The 20,695-nt window shown below is 63.5% G+C and carries 15 protein-coding genes; 9 read left to right on the top strand and 6 right to left on the bottom strand.

Annotated features, from left to right (window positions below; genetic code table 11):
• Positions 1–133: 133 nt before the first annotated feature.
• Positions 134–727, top strand: coding sequence for a choice-of-anchor C family protein (locus VFO25_05345; GenBank protein HET9342316.1), 594 nt, complete (start codon positions 134–136; stop codon positions 725–727).
• A 27-nt stretch (positions 728–754) separates the two neighbouring features.
• Positions 755–1,054, top strand: coding sequence for a hypothetical protein (locus tag VFO25_05340; protein ID HET9342315.1), 300 nt, complete (start codon positions 755–757; stop codon positions 1,052–1,054).
• A 158-nt stretch (positions 1,055–1,212) separates the two neighbouring features.
• Here VFO25_05340 and VFO25_05335 read toward each other — a convergent pair whose 3' ends face one another.
• The 4 genes from VFO25_05335 to VFO25_05320 form a co-directional block, all read right to left on the bottom strand.
• Entirely contained in the window at positions 1,213–1,791 is a 579-nt protein-coding gene (locus tag VFO25_05335; GenBank protein HET9342314.1) for a hypothetical protein, read from the bottom strand.
• A gap of 205 nt (positions 1,792–1,996) precedes the next feature.
• On the bottom strand, positions 1,997–3,841 hold the full coding sequence (locus VFO25_05330; GenBank protein HET9342313.1) for a hypothetical protein: 1,845 nt from the start codon (positions 3,839–3,841) through the stop codon (positions 1,997–1,999).
• Positions 3,838–5,454, bottom strand: a complete 1,617-nt coding sequence (locus VFO25_05325; protein HET9342312.1) for a hypothetical protein — start codon at positions 5,452–5,454, stop codon at positions 3,838–3,840. Before VFO25_05325 ends, VFO25_05330 begins: the two co-directional genes overlap by 4 nt.
• Positions 5,451–6,983, bottom strand: a complete 1,533-nt coding sequence (locus VFO25_05320) for a hypothetical protein (GenBank protein HET9342311.1) — start codon at positions 6,981–6,983, stop codon at positions 5,451–5,453. The genes VFO25_05325 and VFO25_05320 overlap by 4 nt, the downstream gene beginning before the upstream one ends.
• 112 nt (positions 6,984–7,095) lie before the next feature.
• Here VFO25_05320 and VFO25_05315 point away from each other — a divergent pair, with 112 nt between their 5' ends.
• The 4 genes from VFO25_05315 (at position 7,096) to VFO25_05300 (ending at position 14,738) form a co-directional block, all read left to right on the top strand.
• Positions 7,096–7,344: a hypothetical protein gene (locus VFO25_05315; protein HET9342310.1), complete on the top strand. Its 249-nt coding sequence runs from the start codon at positions 7,096–7,098 to the stop codon at positions 7,342–7,344.
• A gap of 216 nt (positions 7,345–7,560) precedes the next feature.
• Positions 7,561–9,459, top strand: a complete 1,899-nt coding sequence (locus tag VFO25_05310; protein ID HET9342309.1) for a S53 family peptidase — start codon at positions 7,561–7,563, stop codon at positions 9,457–9,459.
• Positions 9,460–9,793: 334 nt separating this feature from the next.
• Entirely contained in the window at positions 9,794–12,961 is a 3,168-nt protein-coding gene (locus VFO25_05305; GenBank protein HET9342308.1) for a BTAD domain-containing putative transcriptional regulator, read from the top strand.
• Between the two features lie 70 nt (positions 12,962–13,031).
• On the top strand, positions 13,032–14,738 hold the full coding sequence (locus tag VFO25_05300) for a S53 family peptidase (GenBank protein HET9342307.1): 1,707 nt from the start codon (positions 13,032–13,034) through the stop codon (positions 14,736–14,738).
• Positions 14,739–14,991: 253 nt separating this feature from the next.
• Here the strand turns inward: VFO25_05300 and VFO25_05295 are convergent, their stop codons facing one another.
• Positions 14,992–15,339, bottom strand: a complete 348-nt coding sequence (locus VFO25_05295) for an NIPSNAP family protein (protein ID HET9342306.1) — start codon at positions 15,337–15,339, stop codon at positions 14,992–14,994.
• A 63-nt stretch (positions 15,340–15,402) separates the two neighbouring features.
• Between VFO25_05295 and VFO25_05290 the strand changes: the two genes are divergently transcribed.
• The 3 genes from VFO25_05290 to VFO25_05280 all read left to right on the top strand — a co-directional run bounded on the left by VFO25_05290 (position 15,403) and on the right by VFO25_05280 (position 18,717).
• On the top strand, positions 15,403–16,131 hold the full coding sequence (locus tag VFO25_05290) for a helix-turn-helix transcriptional regulator (GenBank protein HET9342305.1): 729 nt from the start codon (positions 15,403–15,405) through the stop codon (positions 16,129–16,131).
• 72 nt (positions 16,132–16,203) lie between these two features.
• On the top strand, positions 16,204–18,069 hold the full coding sequence (locus tag VFO25_05285; protein HET9342304.1) for an aspartyl protease family protein: 1,866 nt from the start codon (positions 16,204–16,206) through the stop codon (positions 18,067–18,069).
• Positions 18,070–18,279: 210 nt separating this feature from the next.
• On the top strand, positions 18,280–18,717 hold the full coding sequence (locus VFO25_05280; protein ID HET9342303.1) for a hypothetical protein: 438 nt from the start codon (positions 18,280–18,282) through the stop codon (positions 18,715–18,717).
• A 387-nt stretch (positions 18,718–19,104) separates the two neighbouring features.
• Here the strand turns inward: VFO25_05280 and VFO25_05275 are convergent, their stop codons facing one another.
• A complete protein-coding gene (locus tag VFO25_05275; protein ID HET9342302.1) occupies positions 19,105–20,607 on the bottom strand; it encodes an alpha/beta fold hydrolase in 1,503 nt (500 codons plus the stop codon).
• Between the last annotated feature and the right edge of the window lie 88 nt (positions 20,608–20,695).

Genomic DNA, 20,695 nt, shown 5'->3' with positions numbered 1-20,695 from the left:
TTTACGCGGCCGATTTTTCGAGACCTGTTCGCATATGTCTCGCCGAAAGCGGCCAACCATGCGAAGGCTCTTTCGGGCTCGGGATTGTATATGAGCCTTAGCTTCCGCTTCGACCGGTTCTGAGAGGGAGACTATGAGAAGCCTTCGAGTTTGCATTCTCTCGTTGTTCGCCGTGCTCGCCTTTTTCCGTTCGCCGGTCTCGGCGGACGCCGTCGATGCGACGGCAAAGCCGTGTGGTCCGAACCTCATCGCGAACGGAAGTTTCGAAAAAGGTTCGACGCCAGGGGAGTGGCTCACCATCAAGGCCGGCTCGAGCGACCTCGACGGCTGGACCGTCAGCAAGGGTACGGTCGACATCGTCGGCACGCTGTGGCCCGCATCCGACGGCGATCGCAGCATCGATCTCGACGGCACGAGCTTCGGAGCGATCAGTCAAGATGTCAAGACCGATCCCGGCAAGACGTACGTCGTGACCTTCGACTTCTCGGGCAACGCCTACGGCCCGCCGACGATCAAGACGATGCAACTGAGCGCGGGTGATGACAGCACGCAGTTGTCGTTCGACGTCAGCAAACGGCCGTATCGCAGCATGGGCTGGCAGACGCATACGTGGCGGTTCGTCGCGAAAGGGAAGTCGACGACGATCGAGTTCGAGAGCCTCGACACGGTCAACGGCTATTACGGTCCGCTCATCGACAACGTCCACGTCCAAGCGACGTGCGACTAAGAGATTCTTTGAAGTAAGGAGATAGATGTGAGAGCACTCGCCGTCATCGCGCTGGTCTCGATGGCCCTCTCCGCTGCGGCGTGCGGCGGCGACAAGCTGGCCGGCACCTATCAAAACGAGAACGGGTCAATCGTCCTCGACCTCAAATCCGGCGGCACCGGCGCGCTGACGATCGCAGGCGACACCAAACCGTGCACGTACACGTGCGACCAGCAGACGCTGAAGGTCACGTGCGACCAGAATGAGGTCGACTTCACCGTCCACGATGACGGCAGCCTTACCGGGCCGCCCGACAGCTTCGTCGGCGACCTCAAGAAAACGAAGTAGCTCGCGGTAAACAGGGAGCGGTCGAGATTTATCTCGACCGCCGCGGCTTGGCATCGCGGTGAAAAGGAAGCGGTCGACCTTTACGGTCGACCGCCGCGGCCTCGCCTTACGTGATCAAGTCTTTGAAAAACCGCGACGGTCGAGCTAAAGCTCGACCGCTACAGAGCTCGTCTGCGGCGTGCGAAAGGCAGCGCCGCAAGCACAAGCGCGATGCCTGGCACGAATAGCCAAAGCGGGTACGTGAAATCCGAAGCAGATTCGAAGATCCGCGAATGGTCGATGAACCGCGCGTACAACGGCCCCCATACGAACGATAGCCACCCGATCGCAAGACCCGCGACGAGCAGGCGCCCGCGCGCGATCCCGAACAACCCGAGCAGCATCAACGCCGCGGCGAACGACATCGCGGCCCACACCGGCGCGATCCACGGAACGGGGATGAGGAAGAGCACGTCCTGACTCGTCAACCCCGGCGTGCCCGACGTCAACCACAGCGTGACGTAGTACGTGATATCCCACACGCCGAAAGCGATGAGGAACGCTCGAAAGCGCGCATCGGCGCGGGCGCCCGCAAGCCACGCGACCGCGACGAGCACGACGATCGTGCACAGCTCGCGCCAGCTTTCCATCGTCACGACGGATGGACCACTCGACGGCAGCATGCGAAGATACAAGACGATGATCGCTTCTTCGACGCCGAATGCGATGGCGAACAACGCGACGATCAGATTTGACACGATGAATGCCTTCGACCGGAAAAGAGGTGATACATCGCGTTTGGGTCAACGTCCAATGACGCGAGCTTCAAAGCCGCATCTTCCACCTTATTGAGGACGGAGGTGATTACGGATGAGAGGCAAGAAGAAGGCAGCGCCAAAAGCGAAGAAGGCCACGAAGAAAAAGAAGAAATAACACCGGCCTGACAATGGAGAAGAGCGAAGTTCAACTTCGCTCTTCTTCTTTTGCCTCGTCGACCGCGGCATCGCCGGCCGTTTCCGCTTCGTTCCAACCCAGTTCGAGCGCCCGTGCGCGCCATGTGTCGATCTCTCGACCGAGCCCTTCAAGCGCGTTGCGCAACGAATCGGCTTCGAGGTGATAGTAAGCGGCGCCGGCGGCCTCGCCGATACGGCCGAGCGATCCGATCTCATCGGGATCGAGGTCTTCTCCACCCGTATGGGCGCCGTACATCGCCACGGCCTCGAGCTGACTTCGTACGACGATCGGCACCGCGACGATCGGCGACGCATCGCCCGCCGGCAGCCCGTCGCGGACGAGATCCCTCCTGCTCACGCGGGTCGGCTCGCCCTCCGCACGGAGCCGGTCGACGAGCGGCTCGAACGGGTCGAGATCGCAGGCGGCGCCTTCCCCCCAGCCGAGGGCCCACACCCGCTCGAACGAACCGCGCTCGTTCGACCGGAACAGCGCGGCGGAGGCCAGCGACAGCGCTTCCATCGGCTCGTCGACGACCATGGCGGAGATGGTCGCGCTGTCGGTCACGTGCGGCAACGTCGATGCGAGCAGTGCCAGTCGTCGAGCGGCCGCATGCCGGCGCCTGAAGAGCACGCTCCGGATGATCCGCTCGACGCGACTGTGGATGCCGTTGAGCGAGAGGCCGACGACGACCGCGGCGACGACGTTGGCAGCCACCGCCAACCGCTCTTGCGCGAGAACCGTGCCGACGATCCAGTCGATGAGCGCGAACATCGCGACGAGCCCGGTCGTCAGAACGCCGTAGACGAGCGCGCGGCTGAAGATGAAATTGACGTCCATGACCCGGTAGCGCAGCACCGCGTACGCGACCGCGATCGGGATGACGAGGTTGAGCGCCCCAAGCGCATCCCACCAGAACGCCACCTCGAACGAAAGCGGAAACGTGTTGATCCACAAGATGAGGACGTTCGCAGCGTACGCGATGACGAGCGCCCAGACGACGATTTTCAAGCGTTGGCGCTCTTGGCCGCGGCGCCCGAAGTACGTGTGGAATAGCGTGAAGAGCGCGATCGAGAATACGGCTATCTTACTGACCGTCGACGCGAGGACGAGCGCTTGCGAAGGAACGCCGAAGAGCACCGCACCGAAATCGGCGCCGAGGCTCGTCACGGCAAGCAGCACGAATGCGAGCGGCGCGGCACGATCGGCCCAAACCGCCCACCCTTCGGGCCGGTCGCTCGGAAAGCGCGCGGCGAACGTGAGGAACGCGGCGTTGCCGAGCGCGAGCAAGACGACTTGGATCTCGCAGATCGTGAAATACCCCGGCGCCGGCAAGAAGCCGAAATACTCGCCGTTGCCGTAGATGGCCGCCAGCGAATACAGGTAAAACGCCCAGGTCATCTTGTTCGGTCGCCGGAGCAAGATGAACGCCGCGATGCCGACGAACAAGACGTACGTCGAGCGTCGCAGCACGACGATGATATCTTCGAGAATCTCCGGCCGGCCTTCGGCCCGGATCGAGACGACCCGGCTCACGCCCTTTTCGCGGACGCGGAACGTGAATGTATCGCCTCCGCGCGGATAGTGGAGATCGAGAAGTACGAGCCGCTGACTCAGCGTCGTCGAGCTGAAGTCGACGACGTCGCCCGGCGCGACGCCCTCGCTTGCAGCATCGCTCCCAGGATCGACCGACGTGATGACGCCGTCGTAGTTGACGTTGATCGGCAGCTGCGCGAACGGATGCCACAGCTGCGAGATGTTCGGCGTGGCCAAACCGAGCATGAACAACCCGAGCGCAACGACGACGCCGATCCGCACGCCCCGACGAAAGCGAGCGTCGTCCGCGGGCGATCTCATGCGGGTGCGACGATGAGCATCGCCGGCGCCGGCGGCCCTGGGGGATACGTCGTATCGCTCACTTGCACCGACCGAACCCCGGGCGTTGCGTCCGCCGCGACCGCGATGTCCACCATGAAGGTCGCGGTCGTGCCGTCGACGCTCGCGCTCGTCACGGTGACGTCGACGCCGCCGCCGAGGACTTCGATCGTCGCCTTTTCGGTGGCATAGAGCACCTGAAGCGCAAAACTCGCGCTCTTACCCTGCGGGAGGGTCGGCGGCGGCAGACCAGACGTGCCGAGCACGCCCATGATCGCGGCGTATGCTTCGAGCATCCCAGGTCCCATGATGACCTGCGGCCACGGGCTGCACGAGCCATCGGGTTTGACGTCGACGCACGGGAGCGCCGATTCGTTTTGCGCCGTCGGTTGGACGGTCGCGCTGAGACCCATCTGGAACGTCTGCCCTATCTGACTCGCGTACGCGATCGGCTTCCCGCCGATCGTCACGTCGCTCACCGTGTAACCTTTCGACGCTGGCACGGCGAACGTCGCATGGAGTATCATGCCGGGCGCGGAGCCGCGAACGACGGTCCAAAACGTGCTCGCGTCGGTCCCATCCGGCGTCGCGTACGAACTGAAATCGGGTTGCTGCATGTAGAGCCCGATCGGATCGGTGAGCGTCGCCATCCGCAGCCCGTTGCCGCCGGCGTTCTTCACCATCCGATTGACGTTGTAGCCGATGTTCGGATCGCTGTTCCTATAGGGCACGCCGTACGCGGCGCAATCGATAAGCGCGGCAGCGGTGTACGGCGTGACGTTTCGCAGCAGCGTCGCGGCGGCAGCGAGGTATATCTCTGAATCGATGTCGTTGGGCGGACTTGTCAGATGCATGGCGCCCCCGCTCGTCGGGGTCGCGATCGTGCCCGTATTCCACTTGTTGATGGGGTTATATGCGGGAAGTCCCGTCTCGGGGTCGACGATCGGAGCGCCGGTCTTGTCGTGCATGATGATGTCGTCGAGTTGGACGGACGCGTTGACGACAGCTCTATATATGGAAAGAACCGCGTTCGGATCCGTCTTCCATAGCGCGACCCAGTACTCGGGATTCTCGCACGTGAAGTCGATGCGGACGATCCGGCCCTGTCCGTCGCGCTGCACGCACCACTCGCAATACTCGTCTTGCCACCCTCGCGCACCGGGCGGCCCGTATTCACGCCAGCCGGCTTTCGGTTGTTTCCAATCGATGACCGGGTAGACGTCGCTCGGCACCGGCGGAAATCCGTGCGCGAAATCCGGCTTGCCCGCAAGAAACCCTTGGTCGGCGAGTTCGTACAACTCGACGTCGGTCAAGCCGTACGGCGAACCTTGCGAGGCGGCGAAATACGAGAGCACGCGGTTCGGGAACGCGAACCAAGTGATCGGCGCGACGATCGCGTTCGGGCCGATCGACGTCGCCAGCGGATTGAAGAACAGCGTTCGATTGGAATCGTTGACGTTGGTCCACGGATCGCCGACGATCGCGAGCCGCATGAAGCCGTCGAGGAACTGCGTCCAGCGCGCGACGAGCGCCGCTTGTTTCGCGGGATCGGATGGGAAGTCGACGACGTTCGCCGGCGGCGAAAATGCGTTCATGGCGTTAGACGAGCTGATGTGGTATGCCGAGCGAAGCTCGGCCGTGTGAGGAAACCGGCTGCGACCGGTGGCGGCGTGTGCGCCTGCGACATGATGAAGCTGAAATCCGAGAAATACGGCTTCCACTTTCCCAACTCGTCCGCCGACTTTGCGATCCGCGCGTTCGCATGACATGAAAGGCAGGTCATCTGCTGCGCGTACGTCTCGGTGATGACGTTCGCGACCGGCTGCGTCGTCGGCGGTGTGATGCCGTTGACGAGCACGGGTTCGATGGGCGGCGATGGTCCTGCATCCGGATCGGCGGAGTTCGACGCCCATAGCACGTTGACGAGCCGGTAATATTGGTAGACCGAACTCGGGTTTTGCGCAAGGATGAGCGATGCGACGTACGCGTTCACCGATGCCGCCGTCGGATCGGTGGGATTCGCATGCGCCACTTGGATCGGATAAATCGGGCAAGCCGCCTTTTTCGAGAAGTACGCGCTCGGCATGTATGCCGGCGGTTCGTTCGCACCGCACGACGTCCGCGCGCCCGGCGGTCTGTTCAACTCGCACGATGCGGGGATCGGCGACGGCTGGCAAGCAGGACGATTGAAGAGATAGTTGCCCGGCGATGCACCCACCGCGGGGGCGTCGTCGACGTGCTCGAACGTCGACCACACCCACGTCGGCTGCGATTGCGTCTTGTGGATGATATGGAGCGCAACGAGTCCGACGTCGACCGAGTGACATCCGCCATCCGCATCGAGGATGATCGCGTGCTGCATGCGATAGCGCTTCTGACGAGCCGGATCGGAGATCGGCAGCCACGCCGCTTTGATCTCGATCGAACCGAGCGCGCCTCCGGGTACGCCCGCAGGCATGTCGATCCGCCCGTCGCTCTCGATCGTCTGCAGCTGGCGGTCTGCGTCGTAGTACTGCTTGTCGACGATATATTCGAACTCGTCCCTGTCGATGAGGATTTGGTACCATACCATGTTGCCGTCGCGATCCGCGAGCCAGCTCGGACCTGACGCGGGGAACGCCTGCCTCACGCCGTTCGGCGTCTGAAAGTCGGGTGCGACGATCGACGACATGCGGAGCAGGCGACGCCCCGGGCCCGACACCATGCCATGAATGGCGCACGGCGACGGGCTGATCGTGCCCCACTTGCTCGGCGGCGCCGCTCCCGGTTTGAAGACGTCAAGCGCGTCGGCGTACGATTCGAAGACGGGCGGCGCGTGATCAAGCGGCTTTCCGAACGCCGACGCCGGTGCCGATGGGTTCGGCGCGCCGGCATGATCGGGATCCGCATCCCAATTGAGGCCGATGAACTCTTGCCACGCGAAGCAGTCGAAGTAGATCTGCGACGTCTGCGCCGAGTCCTGGGGTATGCCGCTCGCGATCGCGATCGACGACAGCGGGCAGGGGTTCGCCGGTAGGCCATTTGCCGCCGCAACCGCGTGCCCGCGCACGGCGTACGCGATAAGGACGGCGGCCACCGCCGACAATGCAGTGACCGCGAGCCGACTAACGGCTGCATGGCTCATGCCTGGAAGGTTCGTCTGCCGCCCGCCCTCGCCTGTAGGAATGAGTATTGTAGTGGGCCGAGCGAAGCTCGGCTCGACGGGGTATACAGACTTCTACAAGGAGGAGAAAACCATGGCCGGTTCTGTCTCATTCGAACGCGATATCAAACCGCTCTTCACGGACGACGACATCGACCATATGGAAGGCTTTGGAGTGCTCCTCGCTGATCACGCCTGGATGTCGCAGCCCGACAACGCGAAGAACGTCTACGAATATTTGACGGGGGATCAGGAGCCGCGCATGCCGCCGGGTGGCCCGTACTGGGATGACGCTAAGGTGAAGCTGTTGTCTGACTGGATCGCAGGCGGATACCAGCCCTAGCATACAGGCACGGCCGCGGCGGTCGACCGCAAAGGTCGACCGCTCCATTCGATCGACGTAAAGGTCGACCGCTCCATTCGATCGACGTAGAGGTCGACTGCTCCATTCCATCTTCGGGCGGGACACGCGGTTTGTTCGCGGTTTGTCACTGCCGGTAGCCTATTCTAACCTCGCAGAGGCGCGTCCTAAGTGCGCGCGAGGGAGGAAATAGGTCTCATGAAGCTCTTCGTCATGACCTGCGCGGCGGCCGCCACGCTCGCCGTCGCCGCGCCGGTCTTCGCCAGCCCGCTCATCGCATCTGCACGCCACGAGACGCCACAAGCATGGGCGCCGACGGCCACGCAGGCGATGCGGCTCGTCAACGATCCACGCCTGCGAGTCGGCAGGCTTCCCGACACCGTTCCGATGCACATCGTCGTCGGTCTCGGCATGCGCGATCGCGTCGGAGCGAATAACATCCTTCGTCAGCAGCACACGCCTGGAAGCGCGCTCTTCCAACGCTGGCTGTCACCGTCAGAATTCACCGCGGCTTTCAATCCCACGTACTCGCAGGCGGCATCGGTCGCGTTTTACCTCCAGCGTCAAGGCTTCACCGACATCACGATCGAGCCGAACCATCTCATCGTGAGCGCGTACGGGCCGGCGTCGCGAGTCGAATCCGCGTTCCATACGCAAATCAGAGCGGCGATCGTCAACGGCCGTACGGTCTACGGCAACGTGACCGCTCCGCTCGTGCCTGCGCAGTTCCGCGGTCTCGTCGTCGCGGTGCTCGGGCTGTCGAATGCGAACCAGATGAACGTGCACCTCACACACGCGCGCGTTCAGCTCAGCGCGCCGGCGCCGGGTCGCTTCATGGGCGATCAGGCTCAAGGCACGCCGCCGCCATGTCTGTCGACGACCGGCGGCATCTGCGTCGGCGGCGAATATGGACCGCCGCAATATCAAGTCGCGTATGATGCCGCGCCGAGCGTCTGCCCCGCGACGTGCACCGGCTTACGCACGTCGGTCGCGGTCATCGCGGAAGGCGACGTCACGCAGGTCGTGACCGACCTTCGTACGGCTGAAGCGTACTGGGGCCTTCCGAAGGTCGCCTACAGCGTCCGAACGGTCGGCATCAAAAGCACGGATACGTCCGGTCTCGACGAATGGGATCTCGACACGCAGATGTCGACCGGCATGGCGCAAACCGTCAAACACCTCTACGTCTACGACACGACGTCGCTGAGCGACTCGGACATCGCGCTCGCGTATAGCGCGTGGGTGAACGATCGCTACACGCAGGCCGGGAACTCGTCGTTCGGCGAGGCCGAAGCGGTCGCGTTCGCCGACGGCGCGATGCTCGTCGACGATGAAGAACTCAACCAGGCCGCTGCGCAAGGCATGACGATGTTCGCCTCCACCGGCGACAACGGCGAAGGCTGCCCGGTGCTCCTCGCGACGGGCGCGCCGGCCACCGGCTTGCCCGAGACATGCTACCCGGCGTCGTCGCCGTACGTCGTCGCGGTCGGCGGCACGACGCTCGACACGAACGCGAACGGCAACGAACCCGGCACGTACTACGGCGAGCACGCGTGGGTCGGCACAGGCGGCGGTTACAGCGCGTTCGAGTTGGCGCCGTATTGGCAAGCGAACGGCATCTGCGCTGAGTGCACGGTGCAGGCGAAGGCCGGCATCGGACGCGGCATCGCCGACATCGCGATGTGCGGCGACAACAACGGCTGCCCCGCCGACGTCTTCGTCAACGGCGCGCAGACCGGCGTCGGCGGCACGAGTCTGTCCTCGCCGCTCTCGATGGGCGTCTGGGCGCGGCTCGAGTCGCACTTCTACAACGGGCTCGGTTTCGCGGCGCCCGTCTACTACGGAGTCTACGGCTACTACGAGCCGTGTCCGCTCGGAAGCACCGCATGCACGCCGACGGGCGAGCCCGGTGACGACACGACGGCGCTGCCGCCCGACACAACTGCGCCGGTCGGCGGATTCCACGACATCCTGATCGGGGCGAACGGTCTGGGCGTTCCGTCAGGACCAGGCTGGGATACGCCCACAGGGATGGGTTCGGTCGACTACTGCGTCATGCAGCAAGACATCGCGAACTCGATCTTTTCGGGCCACTGAGTCGCGACTGGTTGGAGCGGTCGACCTTTACGGTCGACCGCCGCGGCCTTACACGACGATGAAGGGAGCATAGGCGATGGCAGCCGAGCCAGGGAGGGCAGTCAGCTCAGCCGATCGCTGCAACCTTTGCGGCGATGCCGTCTCCACCATGAAAATGGTCGGAGACGCTTTCGGTTCTTACTTCATATGTGCGAGTTGCGCCGAGCTTTGGACGACGTACCTCATGCACGACCCGAGATCGCGGCAGCACGCACCGGAGCTGCCGCACCGGCGAACGGAATTCGAGGGCGATTGACTCCGGGAATGGGCCGCCCCATGGCCGAAAATCACGGGCGTGTTTGTCCATCGGCTGAAGTTCACGCCGCCGCCTTTGCTTTCCAATTGGCTCGAGCGTCCACATCTCGAGCGGCGGTTCAAGCCGGGCATACGCGTCGTCTCGATCATCGCGGGTCCCGGTTACGGCAAGACGGTCCTCGCGAGCCGCCTCTTCGAGACGTGGAAGGGCCCGAAACTCTGGTATAGCCTCGATCAGTCCGACACCGACCTCGCCGTTTTCGCCACGCACCTCGACGCGGGTCTGCGATCGCTCGGCCTCGACATGCCTTCGTTCGACTCGGTCGACGCCGCAAGTCTCGGATCGCCCAAGGACATCGGCGGCCGCTTCGCCGACGCGCTCGCGACGCAAGACGATTCAAACGCTCCGCTCCTCGTATTCGACGACGCACATACTATAGAAGGAAGCCGCACGCTTGCCGCCGTCGGCGAGCTCGTCGACCGCGGTTATCGTCACGGCGCGTGTTTCATCGTCACCGGCCGCTCGATCCCGATCCCCCTTCATCAGATCGCCGCTTCGACGCAGCTCATCTCGTTCGGCGCAACAGACCTCGCATTCGACGAAGACGAGACGCGGACGTTTCTCGACCGCACAACGCACGACGACGCGCGAAAGGGGTCGGCCTGGCTCGTTTCTCGCGCCGAGGGCTGGCCGGCGGGTCTCGCGCTCATCGCTTCGGGCGGCTCGGGAAAAAGCACCGGCGAGCAGCCCGCATCGCTTGCCGCCGGAGACGAGGATGCTCGACGCTTTCTCTTCGACTATCTTGCAAGCGAGGTCTTGAACAGCCTAGGCGAGTCGGACCGGCGATTCCTCGAAGACACATCGGTCGTCGATCAGCTCGAGGTCGGATTGTGCGATGCGATTCGCGGCGCGAGCGATTCGCGTGCGACGCTCGAATCGTTCGCCCGCCGAGGCCTTTTCGTCGTCCAGATCTCCGACGATGCATTCACGTACCACAAGCTCTTCCAAGAATTCTTGCGCCATCACGCGCTCAGATCGCAGCCTGCAGACCGAGCCGCGCTCCTCCATCGACGCGCCGGCGACTTCTTGGCCGCTCGCGGCGACCCGGCTGCGGCGATCGAGCATTATCTCGACGGCGGCGACGTCGCGCAAGCCTCGGACGTCCTAGAAGAGAGGGCCTTCGCACTGCTGCGCGCCGGCCTCGTCGCGGCGGTCGGCGCGATCGTCCGCAAGATCCCGGAACAGCGCATCGCCTCGAGTCCGACGCTGCTCGGCGCGCTCGGCCGGCTTCAGCGCGAGCGCGGCGAGTGGGATGCCGCGCTGTCTTCGCTCGAGCGCGCGATCGCCGGAGCTCGTCAACGCAAGCAATATGACGTCCTCGCCGAGAGCGTGCGCATCTGCGCTCCGATCCTCGCCTCGCGGGGCGAGTTCGAGCGGTTGCGGACCATGCTCGACGAGGCGCTCGCGGTCGGGCTCGACCTGCCCGAGACGAGCGTCACGAGCCTGCGGATGACGCTCGCGGCCGTCAACTTGGAAACCGAGCGTCTCGACGAAGCGCTCGAGATCTACAAGGAGATCACGCCGTCTGTGGTCAGCCGCGGCGACCTTGGCGCGCATGGGCTCGTCCTCCACAACACGGCGGTCGCACATCTCCGCCGCGGCGATATCTACGCCGGTCTCTCGATGTACGAACGCGCGCTGAAACTCAAAGAAGCGGCGGGGCAGCGCGTGTCGCGTCTGACGACGCTCGGCGATATCGTCTACGCGAAGACGCTTCTCGGCGACGTCGATGACGCCGAACGCGCCGCCGACGCGCTTCTTGCCCAAGCGCAGGACATCGGTGCGACGTCGATGATCGCGCGCGCCCACGAACAGCGCGGCGTCCTCGCTCTCATGCGCGGCGAGATCGCCGGCGCCGAAGCCGCGTTCCGCGAAGCCGAGGCGGCATGCGATCCGGGTGACGTCCTCGTATTGCCCGACATCGAGCACGGTCTCGCGCAATGCGCGCTCGCCAAAGGTGACGTCGATCGTGCCGACGTCTTGAGCGCGCGCGCGATCGGCGTCTTCAAAGGCGCTGGCCGGCGCCAGCAGATCGCGCCCATGCTTATCACGCGCGCCGCGTGCGCCGTCGCTCGCGGCGAGTGGGAGGCGGCGGCGAATGCGGCTCGCGAAGCGGTCGTCGCTTCCGGCGACGGGCTGAACGCGCTGCTTCATGCCACTGCATGCATCGACTCGGCCGTCATCCTCGCGCGCTGCACGAAGCAGGCGAAGGGTGCGCTTTCGATCGACCTCGATCGAGCGGCATCGCAGGCCGCGACCGAAGCGATCGCGCTCATCCACCAACGCGACTACCGGTTCTTGCTCCGCACGAAGGCCGCGGCGTTCGAAAATCTGCGCCTCGATATGCGTCGCTGGCAGATCGGTTCCGGCCTCATGCCGTTCATCCGCGAGGGTCGCCCGGCGGCGGCGCTGCGGATCGAAATGCTCGGATCCTTAAGGGTGAGCATCGGCGGCACGCACGTCGCACCCGAAGCATGGAAGCGCCGGCGCGCGCCCGAGATATTCGCGTACCTCGTCGCCAACCGCGGTCAAGGTGTCGCGCGCGAACGGCTCGTCGACCTTTATTGGCCCGATAGCGACGCGGACGCCGCCCACGACAGCCTTCGCGTGACGATCACCGCCGTGCGCAAAGCGATCGGCGAGGTCATCAAGTACGAGGCGAATACGTATTGCTTCGTCGCACCGGCGGGCACGACGATCGACGTCGACGATTTCGACGCGAGCATAGAGCGCGCGCAGCAAGCAGCGGCAGCCGGCGACAACTCCGGCGCTCGTACGAACTACGCGGCGGCGACGTCGCTGTATCGCGGCGATTTTCTCGAAGGCATGCAGGAGGGCGGTTGGCAATGGCGAGAGCGCGAGCGGCTCCGGGCGACGTGCCTCGAGGCGCTCCGTTGGCTCGCGTCCGAACGCTCGGCAGCCGGCGACATCACGGGCCAGCGCCTCGCTTACGAACGCCTGCTCGAAGTGGCGCCCTTCGATCTCGAAGCTGTGCGAGCTCGGCTCGAGGCGCTTTGTGAAGAATCCCGGATCGTGGAAGCCAAGCGCGACTACGCCGATTGGCGTGCACGTTATTTGTCGGCTGTCGGAGCCGAAGCACCCGAGATATGGTCGCCGTCCTACGATGCGGCCCATTCGAAGCCGTGAAGTCGCGGGCGGTGTTCGCCGTTTGTCACAGACGGTTGGGTAGAATGCGGGTAACGGAGGGCTCACCCAGATGAAGCTTCGCACCCTTGCGGCGATTGGAGCATTCGCGCTCGCTCTGTCTTGGACGGCTACGGCTCGAGCGAGCGTCGGAGACGGCGTCGCCGCGACCGTGCCGCAGTTCGAGCAGGTCGCTACGCTCATCGGTCCGGCACCGCCGACGCAGCAGATCCATCTCGTCTTCTTCTTACCGTATCCGAATCACCAGGCGGTCGACCAGTTCACGGCGTCGGTGAACAATCCGGCGTCACATTCGTTTGGTCAGTTCCTCACACCCGATCAGTTCGCAGCCGAGTTCGGACCGTCGCAGAGCACGTACTCGACAGTCGAGTACGTCGCCACGAACGCCGGCATGCAAGTCGTGCAGACGTACGGCAACCGCAAGGTCGTCGACGTCGTCGCGACCGTCGCCCAGGCGGATGCGCTCTTCAACACCGTCATCGATCAATATTCGTACGACAACGTCGTCTATTATGCGAACAGCGTGCCCGCATTGATCCCGACGGCGCTCAAGGGTCTCATCATGGCGGTGAGCGGCTTCAACAATTTCGTGCAAAAGATCGGCACACCGCTCGTCGGCAATCCGAACGTCCCTGCGGGTTTCGGACCGCCCGACATCGAGACCGCATATGACGAGCCGGTCCACGTCAATAAAACGTACAATGGCAACGGCGTCACGATCGCGATCGAGACGGCGTACGACTACATGGACTCCGACCTCACCGGCTATTGGAGTCAGTACGGCGTATCGCGCGGGCAGAACGCGTACGTCATCCGCAAGATCGTCGATGATCCGGTGAACCAAGGCTTACCCGCGCCCGGCCAGAACGACGAGACGACGCTCGACATCGAGCAGGCCAGCTCAAACGCTCCCGGCGCGAACGTCATCGTCTACGAAGGCGTCGATCCCCTCAACTCGACGTTCGACGACATGTACGAGCAGACGACGATCGATCCGCGCGTCGACGTGATAACGACCTCGTGGGGTTCGTGCGAAGCCGGCAGTGATCCGAATGAAGTCGCCGCCGACAACGATCTGTTCGAGCAGTCCGCTGCCGAAGGACAGACGCGGTTCGCCGCTTCGGGCGACAACGGCTCGAAGGATTGCGGCACGAACAATCCGCCAGATGGTCTACCGGGTCAGCCGAATCCGACGAACGTCGACTTCCCCGCAAGCTCGCCGTGGATGGGAGCCGCCGGCGGCACGACGCTTGCGCTCAACTCGAACCGCTCCATCAATTCGGAAACGGCGTGGTCTGGCAGCGGCGGCGGCATCTCGGGCTTCTTCTCCCTGCCGGCGTTCCAGTCGCACGTTCCGACGCTCTTCAGCAATCAGTGGCGAAACGTTCCGGACGTCGCGTTGTGCGCCGATCCGAACACGCCGTATGCGCTGTTCTGGAACGGATCATGGCTGCTATCGGTCGGCGGCACGAGCGCGGTCGCTCCGAACATGGCGGCGCTCTACGCGCAGATCGACGGTTACTATGGTAAGCGTACAGGCCTTGCGGGCACCGGCCTGTACAACGGGTTCGTTCACAACAAGTATCCTGGGCAGATCTGGCACGATATCCTCAGCGGCAGCAACGGCGACTACAATGCCCACAGCGGTTACGACAACGTCACGGGCGTCGGATCGCTGAACGGGTACAAATACATGCTTCAGGTGCCGCACCCGCGCACTGGTGGGGGCCTGATGCACGTGAGACCTCACCGGCTCTAGGACGAAACCGGCGGTCTCCTCCGAGCGGCGGTCGATGCTTCCTACGGTCGACCGCCGCTCATCTTCTCTGTCGGATTAACGGTGAGCGGTCGAGATCTATCTCTTTTCTAGGGAGCGGTCGAGATCCATCTCTTTTCTAGGGAGCGGTCGAGATCTATCTCTTTTCTAGGGAGCGGTCGAGATTTATCTCGACCGCCGCGGTCGTGCGGTCACGAAATGTAGCGGTCGAGCTTTAGCTCGACCGCCGCGGCCTTTATAGAGCGTTGCGGATGGACGCGCGCCGCGAAAGCGTCCCCTCGACTCCTCGCACGAAGTTCCGTTCTTCGCGCAGGATGAATCGCTTGGACTCGGCTTCATCAAAGTTGGCGCGCGCTTGCGGATCGATCTTGAGCGTCGTCCGGTAGTTTTCGTACGCGGCGAGGCTGTCGAAAGCGATGAGCGCCCACGCGACGTCGTTCGTGCCTTCGTGCGGCACGAAATAGCCGAGCAGGTCGCCGCCGCAGCGCGGGATGATGTCGCCCCAGTTGCGGGCATACTGGGTGAACGCCTCGATCTGAAACGGATCGATTTGGTACCTGATGAGGCAGACTAGTCGATGCATGACCCGATTGTACGCCTTTGTGTGCAGGCCTCGCTTTGATGTTCGTCAAACCGTTGATGTCAAATGAGTTCACCGACGCGAGATCCGGATTCCGCCGTCGCCTCGATCGCCGCCGCTATGGGGGTTCCCGCAAGAGCGAAGATGCTTTTTTGCCTGCTCGATGGCCGGGCACGGACGAGCACGGAGCTCGCTCTCGCTGCGGGCGTGACGCCGTCCACCGCGAGCATACACCTTCAGCTATTGCAAGAACGGCGTTTGGCGAAGGTGATCGCACAAGGCAAGCATCGCTATTACGCGCTCGAACGGCCAGACGTCGCGCGGGCGCTCGAAGCGCTGAGCGTCGTCGCCGGCACGCCGCGAAAGATCGGCTCGCGCACGCCCCATGCGCTCCGCTTTGCGAGGTCATGCTACGACCACCTCGCGGGCAGCGTCGGCGTTGCGCTTCACGATAGACTTCACCAAATGCGCGTATTCTCGATACAGCCCGATCGCGCGGATTATTCGCTCACCCCGTCGGGCATATCAGCGCTCGAAGCGCTCGGCATCGACATCGACGCGATTCAATCGGAGCGGCGCCGCTTCGCATTCGGGTGCCTCGATTGGAGCGAACGAAGACCGCATCTCGGCGGCGCGCTCGGTACAGCCCTCCTGACGACTGCTCTGAACCGGCGGTGGGTAAGCCGCGACCACGACAGCCGCGCGCTAAGCATCACCTCATTCGGCCGCCGCGAGCTGCACAAGCGCTTCGGTCTATCGCTCGAGGCCGACCCGACCTCGGGTGGCGGCTCTTGAAACATCGGTCATACCTAGGCAGTACCAGACCTTGACCAACCCGTCTTCATTGACTTTGGGAGGACGATCCACATGATCGCTGCGCTCGCCGCGGCCGCGCTTCTTTCTGCGCCTGCTACTCCGACCGGGGGCATGACCGGTTCCGGCAGCGGAATCGTCACCGTGGCGATGGCAGTCTTGTCGCGCGCTCGAACAGCAGCCGGAGGCGATGCGCTCGCACAACTCCGTTCGGTGCACCTGCATGAGCGCGTCACCGCGCTCGGCCTCACCGGCGACGGCGACGAATGGGATGATCTCGTCACCGGCCGTTTCGCGCAGTCGCAATCGAAGGCGCTCGGCCCGCTCGCCGGAGCGCAAGGTTTCGACGGCAAGAACGCGTGGGAGCAAGACGCGACGGGTCTTGCTCACTACACCGACAGCGAAGGTGCGCTCGAGAACGCTGCCACGCGAGCATACACGACATCGTTCTCATACCTGTTCGCTAATCGACGTCCCGGGTCGACGACATTTGTCGGCAAGAAAGACGTCGACGGTAAGACGTATCTCGTCGTCCGCGCGACGCCGAAGGGCGGCTTCCCCATCGACCTCTACTTCGACCCGCAGACGTATCTGCTTGCGCGCGAGGTCGTCACCGTATCGCGTTCGCAGTCGGGTATTACGGACTTCTCCGACTACCGGACGGTCGGCGGTTGCGTGCTACCCTACCACATCCACCTTCAAGACGCGCGCGGCAACGAGTTCGTCACGACGATCATCAGCGCGCAGCCCAACGCCGATGTGGCGTCGCATTTCGCGATGCCGTCGACGCTGCCGCATGACTTCGCCGTCTCGTCGAGCAGCGGCAGCACGACGTTCCCGATCGAGCTCATCAACAACCACATCTACTTGAACGCGATGGTCGACGGCAAGGGGCCGTTCCGATTCGTCTTCGACACCGGCGGCCAGGGAATTCTCAACCCCGACGTCGCTGCAAAGCTGGGCATCGCGGGGACTGGGAATCTCCAAGCGGGCGGTGCCGGCGCAGGCACCGTGCAGACCGGCTTCGCGTGGGTGCCCAAGGTGCAGCTCGGCGGCGCGACGTTGACGCACCAATCGTTCGCCATCTTGCCGCTTGGACCGGTGATGCAGGCCATCGAAGGCCTGCATATCGACGGTATGGTCGGCTACGAGACCGCGGCGCGCTACCTCGTCACGATCGACTACGCGAAACGCACGATGACGCTGTCGCTTCCAAAACCTGGCGTTCGCCCGCCCGGTGTAGCGGTGCCGTTCGTCTTCGACGATACGATTCCAGAATTCCATGGTTCAATCGACGGCGTCGACGGCGTTTTCGTCGTCGACACCGGCAATCGCCAATCGCTCGTCCTCTCCTCGCCTTTCGTCGCGAAGCACGATCTCACGAGCCGCTACAAACCGACGGTCAGCGGAATCACCGGTTTCGGCATCGGCGGACCGTCGAGCGCGAGCCTCACACGCGTCAAGTCGCTCGACGTCGAATCTCTCGACGTGCCGAACGTCATCACGGCGTTGTCGACCGACACGATGGGCGCCATGGCCGATCCGACCATCGCCGGGAACGTCGGCGGCGGCTTGCTCAAACGCTTCACCGTGACGTTCGATTATCAACACCAGTTGATGTACCTTCAGAAGAACGACGACTTCGAAACCGGCGACATCTACGACCGCAGCGGCGTCGTGCTCGTGGCTGGCAAAGCGGGGATCAGAGCCCTCGGCGTGCTCAGCGGAACGCCCGCCGCGCGAGCCGGCTTGCATCCGGGCGACTTGATCATCGGCATCGACGGAATGGCCGCCGCCGACATCGGGCTCGCTCGGATCCGTACGATACTCCATGGTCCAGCCGGCACAAAAGTGCAGCTCAAGGTCTCGACGTCGGGTGTGGAACGCGACGTCACTCTGACCCTCGCGAACTACATCTGATAACCCTTGAAGGTTGGAAGCGGTCGAGTTTTCGCTATAGGATAGGGAGCGGTCGAGATTTATCTCGACCGCCGCGGCCCTATTATTGAGAACCCTGTAGCGGTCGAGCTTCAGCTCGACCGCCGCGGCCCTGCACGACGACGTCCAGGTCGATGGATGTAGGTGGGCGCGAGTCTCAAGCGCGAAGCTCTCGCAATCGGAGGCCGCCTCATGCGACGTCGTTTGCTTGTCTTCACATCGTCGATCGTTATCATCGCGTGCCCGATAGCCGCCACGCCTGCCGACAACCCGACAGTCGATATGTTCCCCAACGCAGCGAACTACTCTGGCCCGTGCCCGGTCGATATCGTTTTCACCGCGACGCTCAACGATGATTCTAAGATCGTCTACGGCTATCACTTCTATGGCGGCGGCTTCAACGCGACGAAGGAGCTGTACGGCTACATTCCTGACTCCGGATCTTCTTCCGAGGACGACGATATAACGGTCGACGCTTCGCACGCCGGCAAGATAACCCGGTCGATAGAGGTCAAGTTCGAAAAGCTTTATCCGAACGGCTATACGGAAACGACGGTTAGAACGGCGAGCGCGGATGCCGTCGTAACCTGCGCGGCCGCAGTTTCGCCTGAGCCGAGTGCGAGTGGGTAGACCGCGGCGGTCGACCGTTAAGGTCGACCGCTCCGACACTACGGGTAGACCGCGGCGGTCGACCGTTAAGGTCGACCGCTCCGACACAAGGCGAGACCGCGGCGGTCGACCGTTAAGGTCGACCGCTCCAACACTAAGGCGAGACCCGCGGCGGTCGAGATAAATCTCGACCGCTCCCTGTTTCTAGATTGCCAGACCGCGGCGGTCGAGATAAATCTCGACCGCTCCCTGTTTCTAGATTGCCAGACCGCGGCGGTCGAGATAAATCTCGACCGCTCCCTATTTCTAAATTGCTAGGCCGCGGCGGTCGAGATAAATCTCGACCGCTCCCTGTTTCTAGATGGCCAGACCGCGGCGGTCGAGATAAATCTCGACCGCTCCCTGGTCTCAGTCGCCGAAGCCGCTCATCGAGGTCGCGAAGGCCGGACGATGATATTGCGCCGCGCACGAGCGAGTGTCGAGATCTTTGACCGACTGCTGTCGGACAAAGCGCTCCGCTAGTGCGTCCGCGCAATCGACTTCGGTGTCGTGTGATGCGTTCGCGATGAGGAGCTGCTTGCCGTTCGGCAGATAGGCGAGCTCCTCGGTCGCGTACTGCGGCGGCGTCGTCGGATCGTCGGTTCCGGAGATCATGAACACCGGCGCCGTCGACCGGACCGGATCCTGAAACGCGGCAGGGACCGGGCGGACGTTCCATATCTTGCACGCGTGCTGCTGGGCGCGCACGCGCGAATCGCCGATGAACGACCCCACGCTCGTCTGCGCGATATCCGCTTCCGTGATGAACGGGATGTCCTCCGCGCACGTCACCGATAGATTGTCGCCCTCTGATATGATCGAATTAAGGCCGTCCGCCGAAGCTTCGATCATCGTTCCGAGCGGAACACCGTTTCCCGCATACGCCTGATCGATGACATACGGCACGTACGCCGCCGATGCGTTCGAGTAGAGCGCCTGGCGCAGCCGATCGCCGAAGACTTGTTTCGAGAGCTGCACTTTCTCCAGCTTATGCGTCGTCGTGTTCTCTACTTCGATCGTGATCGGCCCGTGTTCGAGACGTTCGACGATCGCCGCGAAATGCGCGCGGAAATGCGGGAAGTGGGCGCGGCAGCCGGCGTCGTGCTCGCAGTCGGTCGCGATGTGATCGATCGTGAGCTGGCCGCCCTGCGCATCCTGGAGCGGGATGATGAGCAGATGCGGCGGCGCAACGCCTTCGAGGACGACGCTCTCGACGTGCGACGGATGCCGGCGCGCGAAATCGAGGAAGAACGTCGTGCCGCCCGACGTGCCGCTGAGCACGATCTTCGGATAGCCCAGCGCCGCGCGCAAATCGTCGAGATCGTCGGCGGCGAAGTCATCCGCATAGAAACTGAGGTCGGCGTCCTGAACCAGCTTCGCGCGGCACGCTTTCAGCTGCGCATCGGGCCAGATCTGCAAGAAGTACGTCTGCGGCTTCGCGGCGGAGAAGAAGTCGCACTGAAGCGGGTGCGACAATCCGCTGCCGCGGTTGTCGACGAACACGATATTGTACGAGTCGCGCAACCGGGGGAGGAATTTCTCGAACACGCCGTCCGCGATGTAGCCCGCGAATTGCGTCGCGCCCGCACCCGGACCGCCGGGGTTGAAGAATATCGCGCGATCGGTCGGCTTGTTCGCCTTGAGCACGACGAAGTGGATGTCGATCGTGCGTCCGCTCGCCGCCTGTCGATTTTCGTAGACGCGGAACGTGCCGCAGAGCGATGGCGTCTGCGTCTTGCCCGTGACGCAAGCGTGCGTTTGAAGCGGATCCGAGATCGTGGCGGAAGCTGCTGTGCTGCTCGCGCCGACGACCATCGCGATGGCCGCCGTCACGACCGCGCGCACGAGGTTCGAGCCCGACGTCATCATCATCGTCCCTCCTGTGATGCGTGGATTGTATACAATCTACCTTTGGGTGTCAAGTGCGCCTTGACGCCGCCGCGCCCGCGAGTATACAATC

The organism is Candidatus Eremiobacteraceae bacterium, assembly GCA_035710745.1.
Taxonomy (GTDB): domain Bacteria; phylum Vulcanimicrobiota; class Vulcanimicrobiia; order Eremiobacterales; family Eremiobacteraceae; genus JANWLL01.
Note: the sequence above shows the minus strand (reverse complement) of the source record. Positions and strands in the feature narration are given on the sequence as shown.

Bases quoted from the DNA above. Each gene is read 5' to 3' on its own strand.
- VFO25_05325 (HET9342312.1), bottom strand. From the start codon at position 5,454: ATGAACGCATTTTCGCCGCCGGCGAACGTCGTCGACTTCCCATCCGAT.
- VFO25_05345 (HET9342316.1), top strand. From the start codon at position 134: ATGAGAAGCCTTCGAGTTTGCATTCTCTCGTTGTTCGCCGTGCTCGCC.
- VFO25_05320 (HET9342311.1), bottom strand. From the start codon at position 6,983: ATGAGCCATGCAGCCGTTAGTCGGCTCGCGGTCACTGCATTGTCGGCG.
- VFO25_05330 (HET9342313.1), bottom strand. From the start codon at position 3,841: ATGAGATCGCCCGCGGACGACGCTCGCTTTCGTCGGGGCGTGCGGATC.
- VFO25_05300 (HET9342307.1), top strand. From the start codon at position 13,032: ATGAAGCTTCGCACCCTTGCGGCGATTGGAGCATTCGCGCTCGCTCTG.
- VFO25_05310 (HET9342309.1), top strand. From the start codon at position 7,561: ATGAAGCTCTTCGTCATGACCTGCGCGGCGGCCGCCACGCTCGCCGTC.
- VFO25_05275 (HET9342302.1), bottom strand. From the start codon at position 20,607: ATGATGATGACGTCGGGCTCGAACCTCGTGCGCGCGGTCGTGACGGCG.
- VFO25_05290 (HET9342305.1), top strand. From the start codon at position 15,403: ATGAGTTCACCGACGCGAGATCCGGATTCCGCCGTCGCCTCGATCGCC.
- VFO25_05285 (HET9342304.1), top strand. From the start codon at position 16,204: ATGATCGCTGCGCTCGCCGCGGCCGCGCTTCTTTCTGCGCCTGCTACT.
- VFO25_05280 (HET9342303.1), top strand. From the start codon at position 18,280: ATGCGACGTCGTTTGCTTGTCTTCACATCGTCGATCGTTATCATCGCG.
- VFO25_05315 (HET9342310.1), top strand. From the start codon at position 7,096: ATGGCCGGTTCTGTCTCATTCGAACGCGATATCAAACCGCTCTTCACG.
- VFO25_05295 (HET9342306.1), bottom strand. From the start codon at position 15,339: ATGCATCGACTAGTCTGCCTCATCAGGTACCAAATCGATCCGTTTCAG.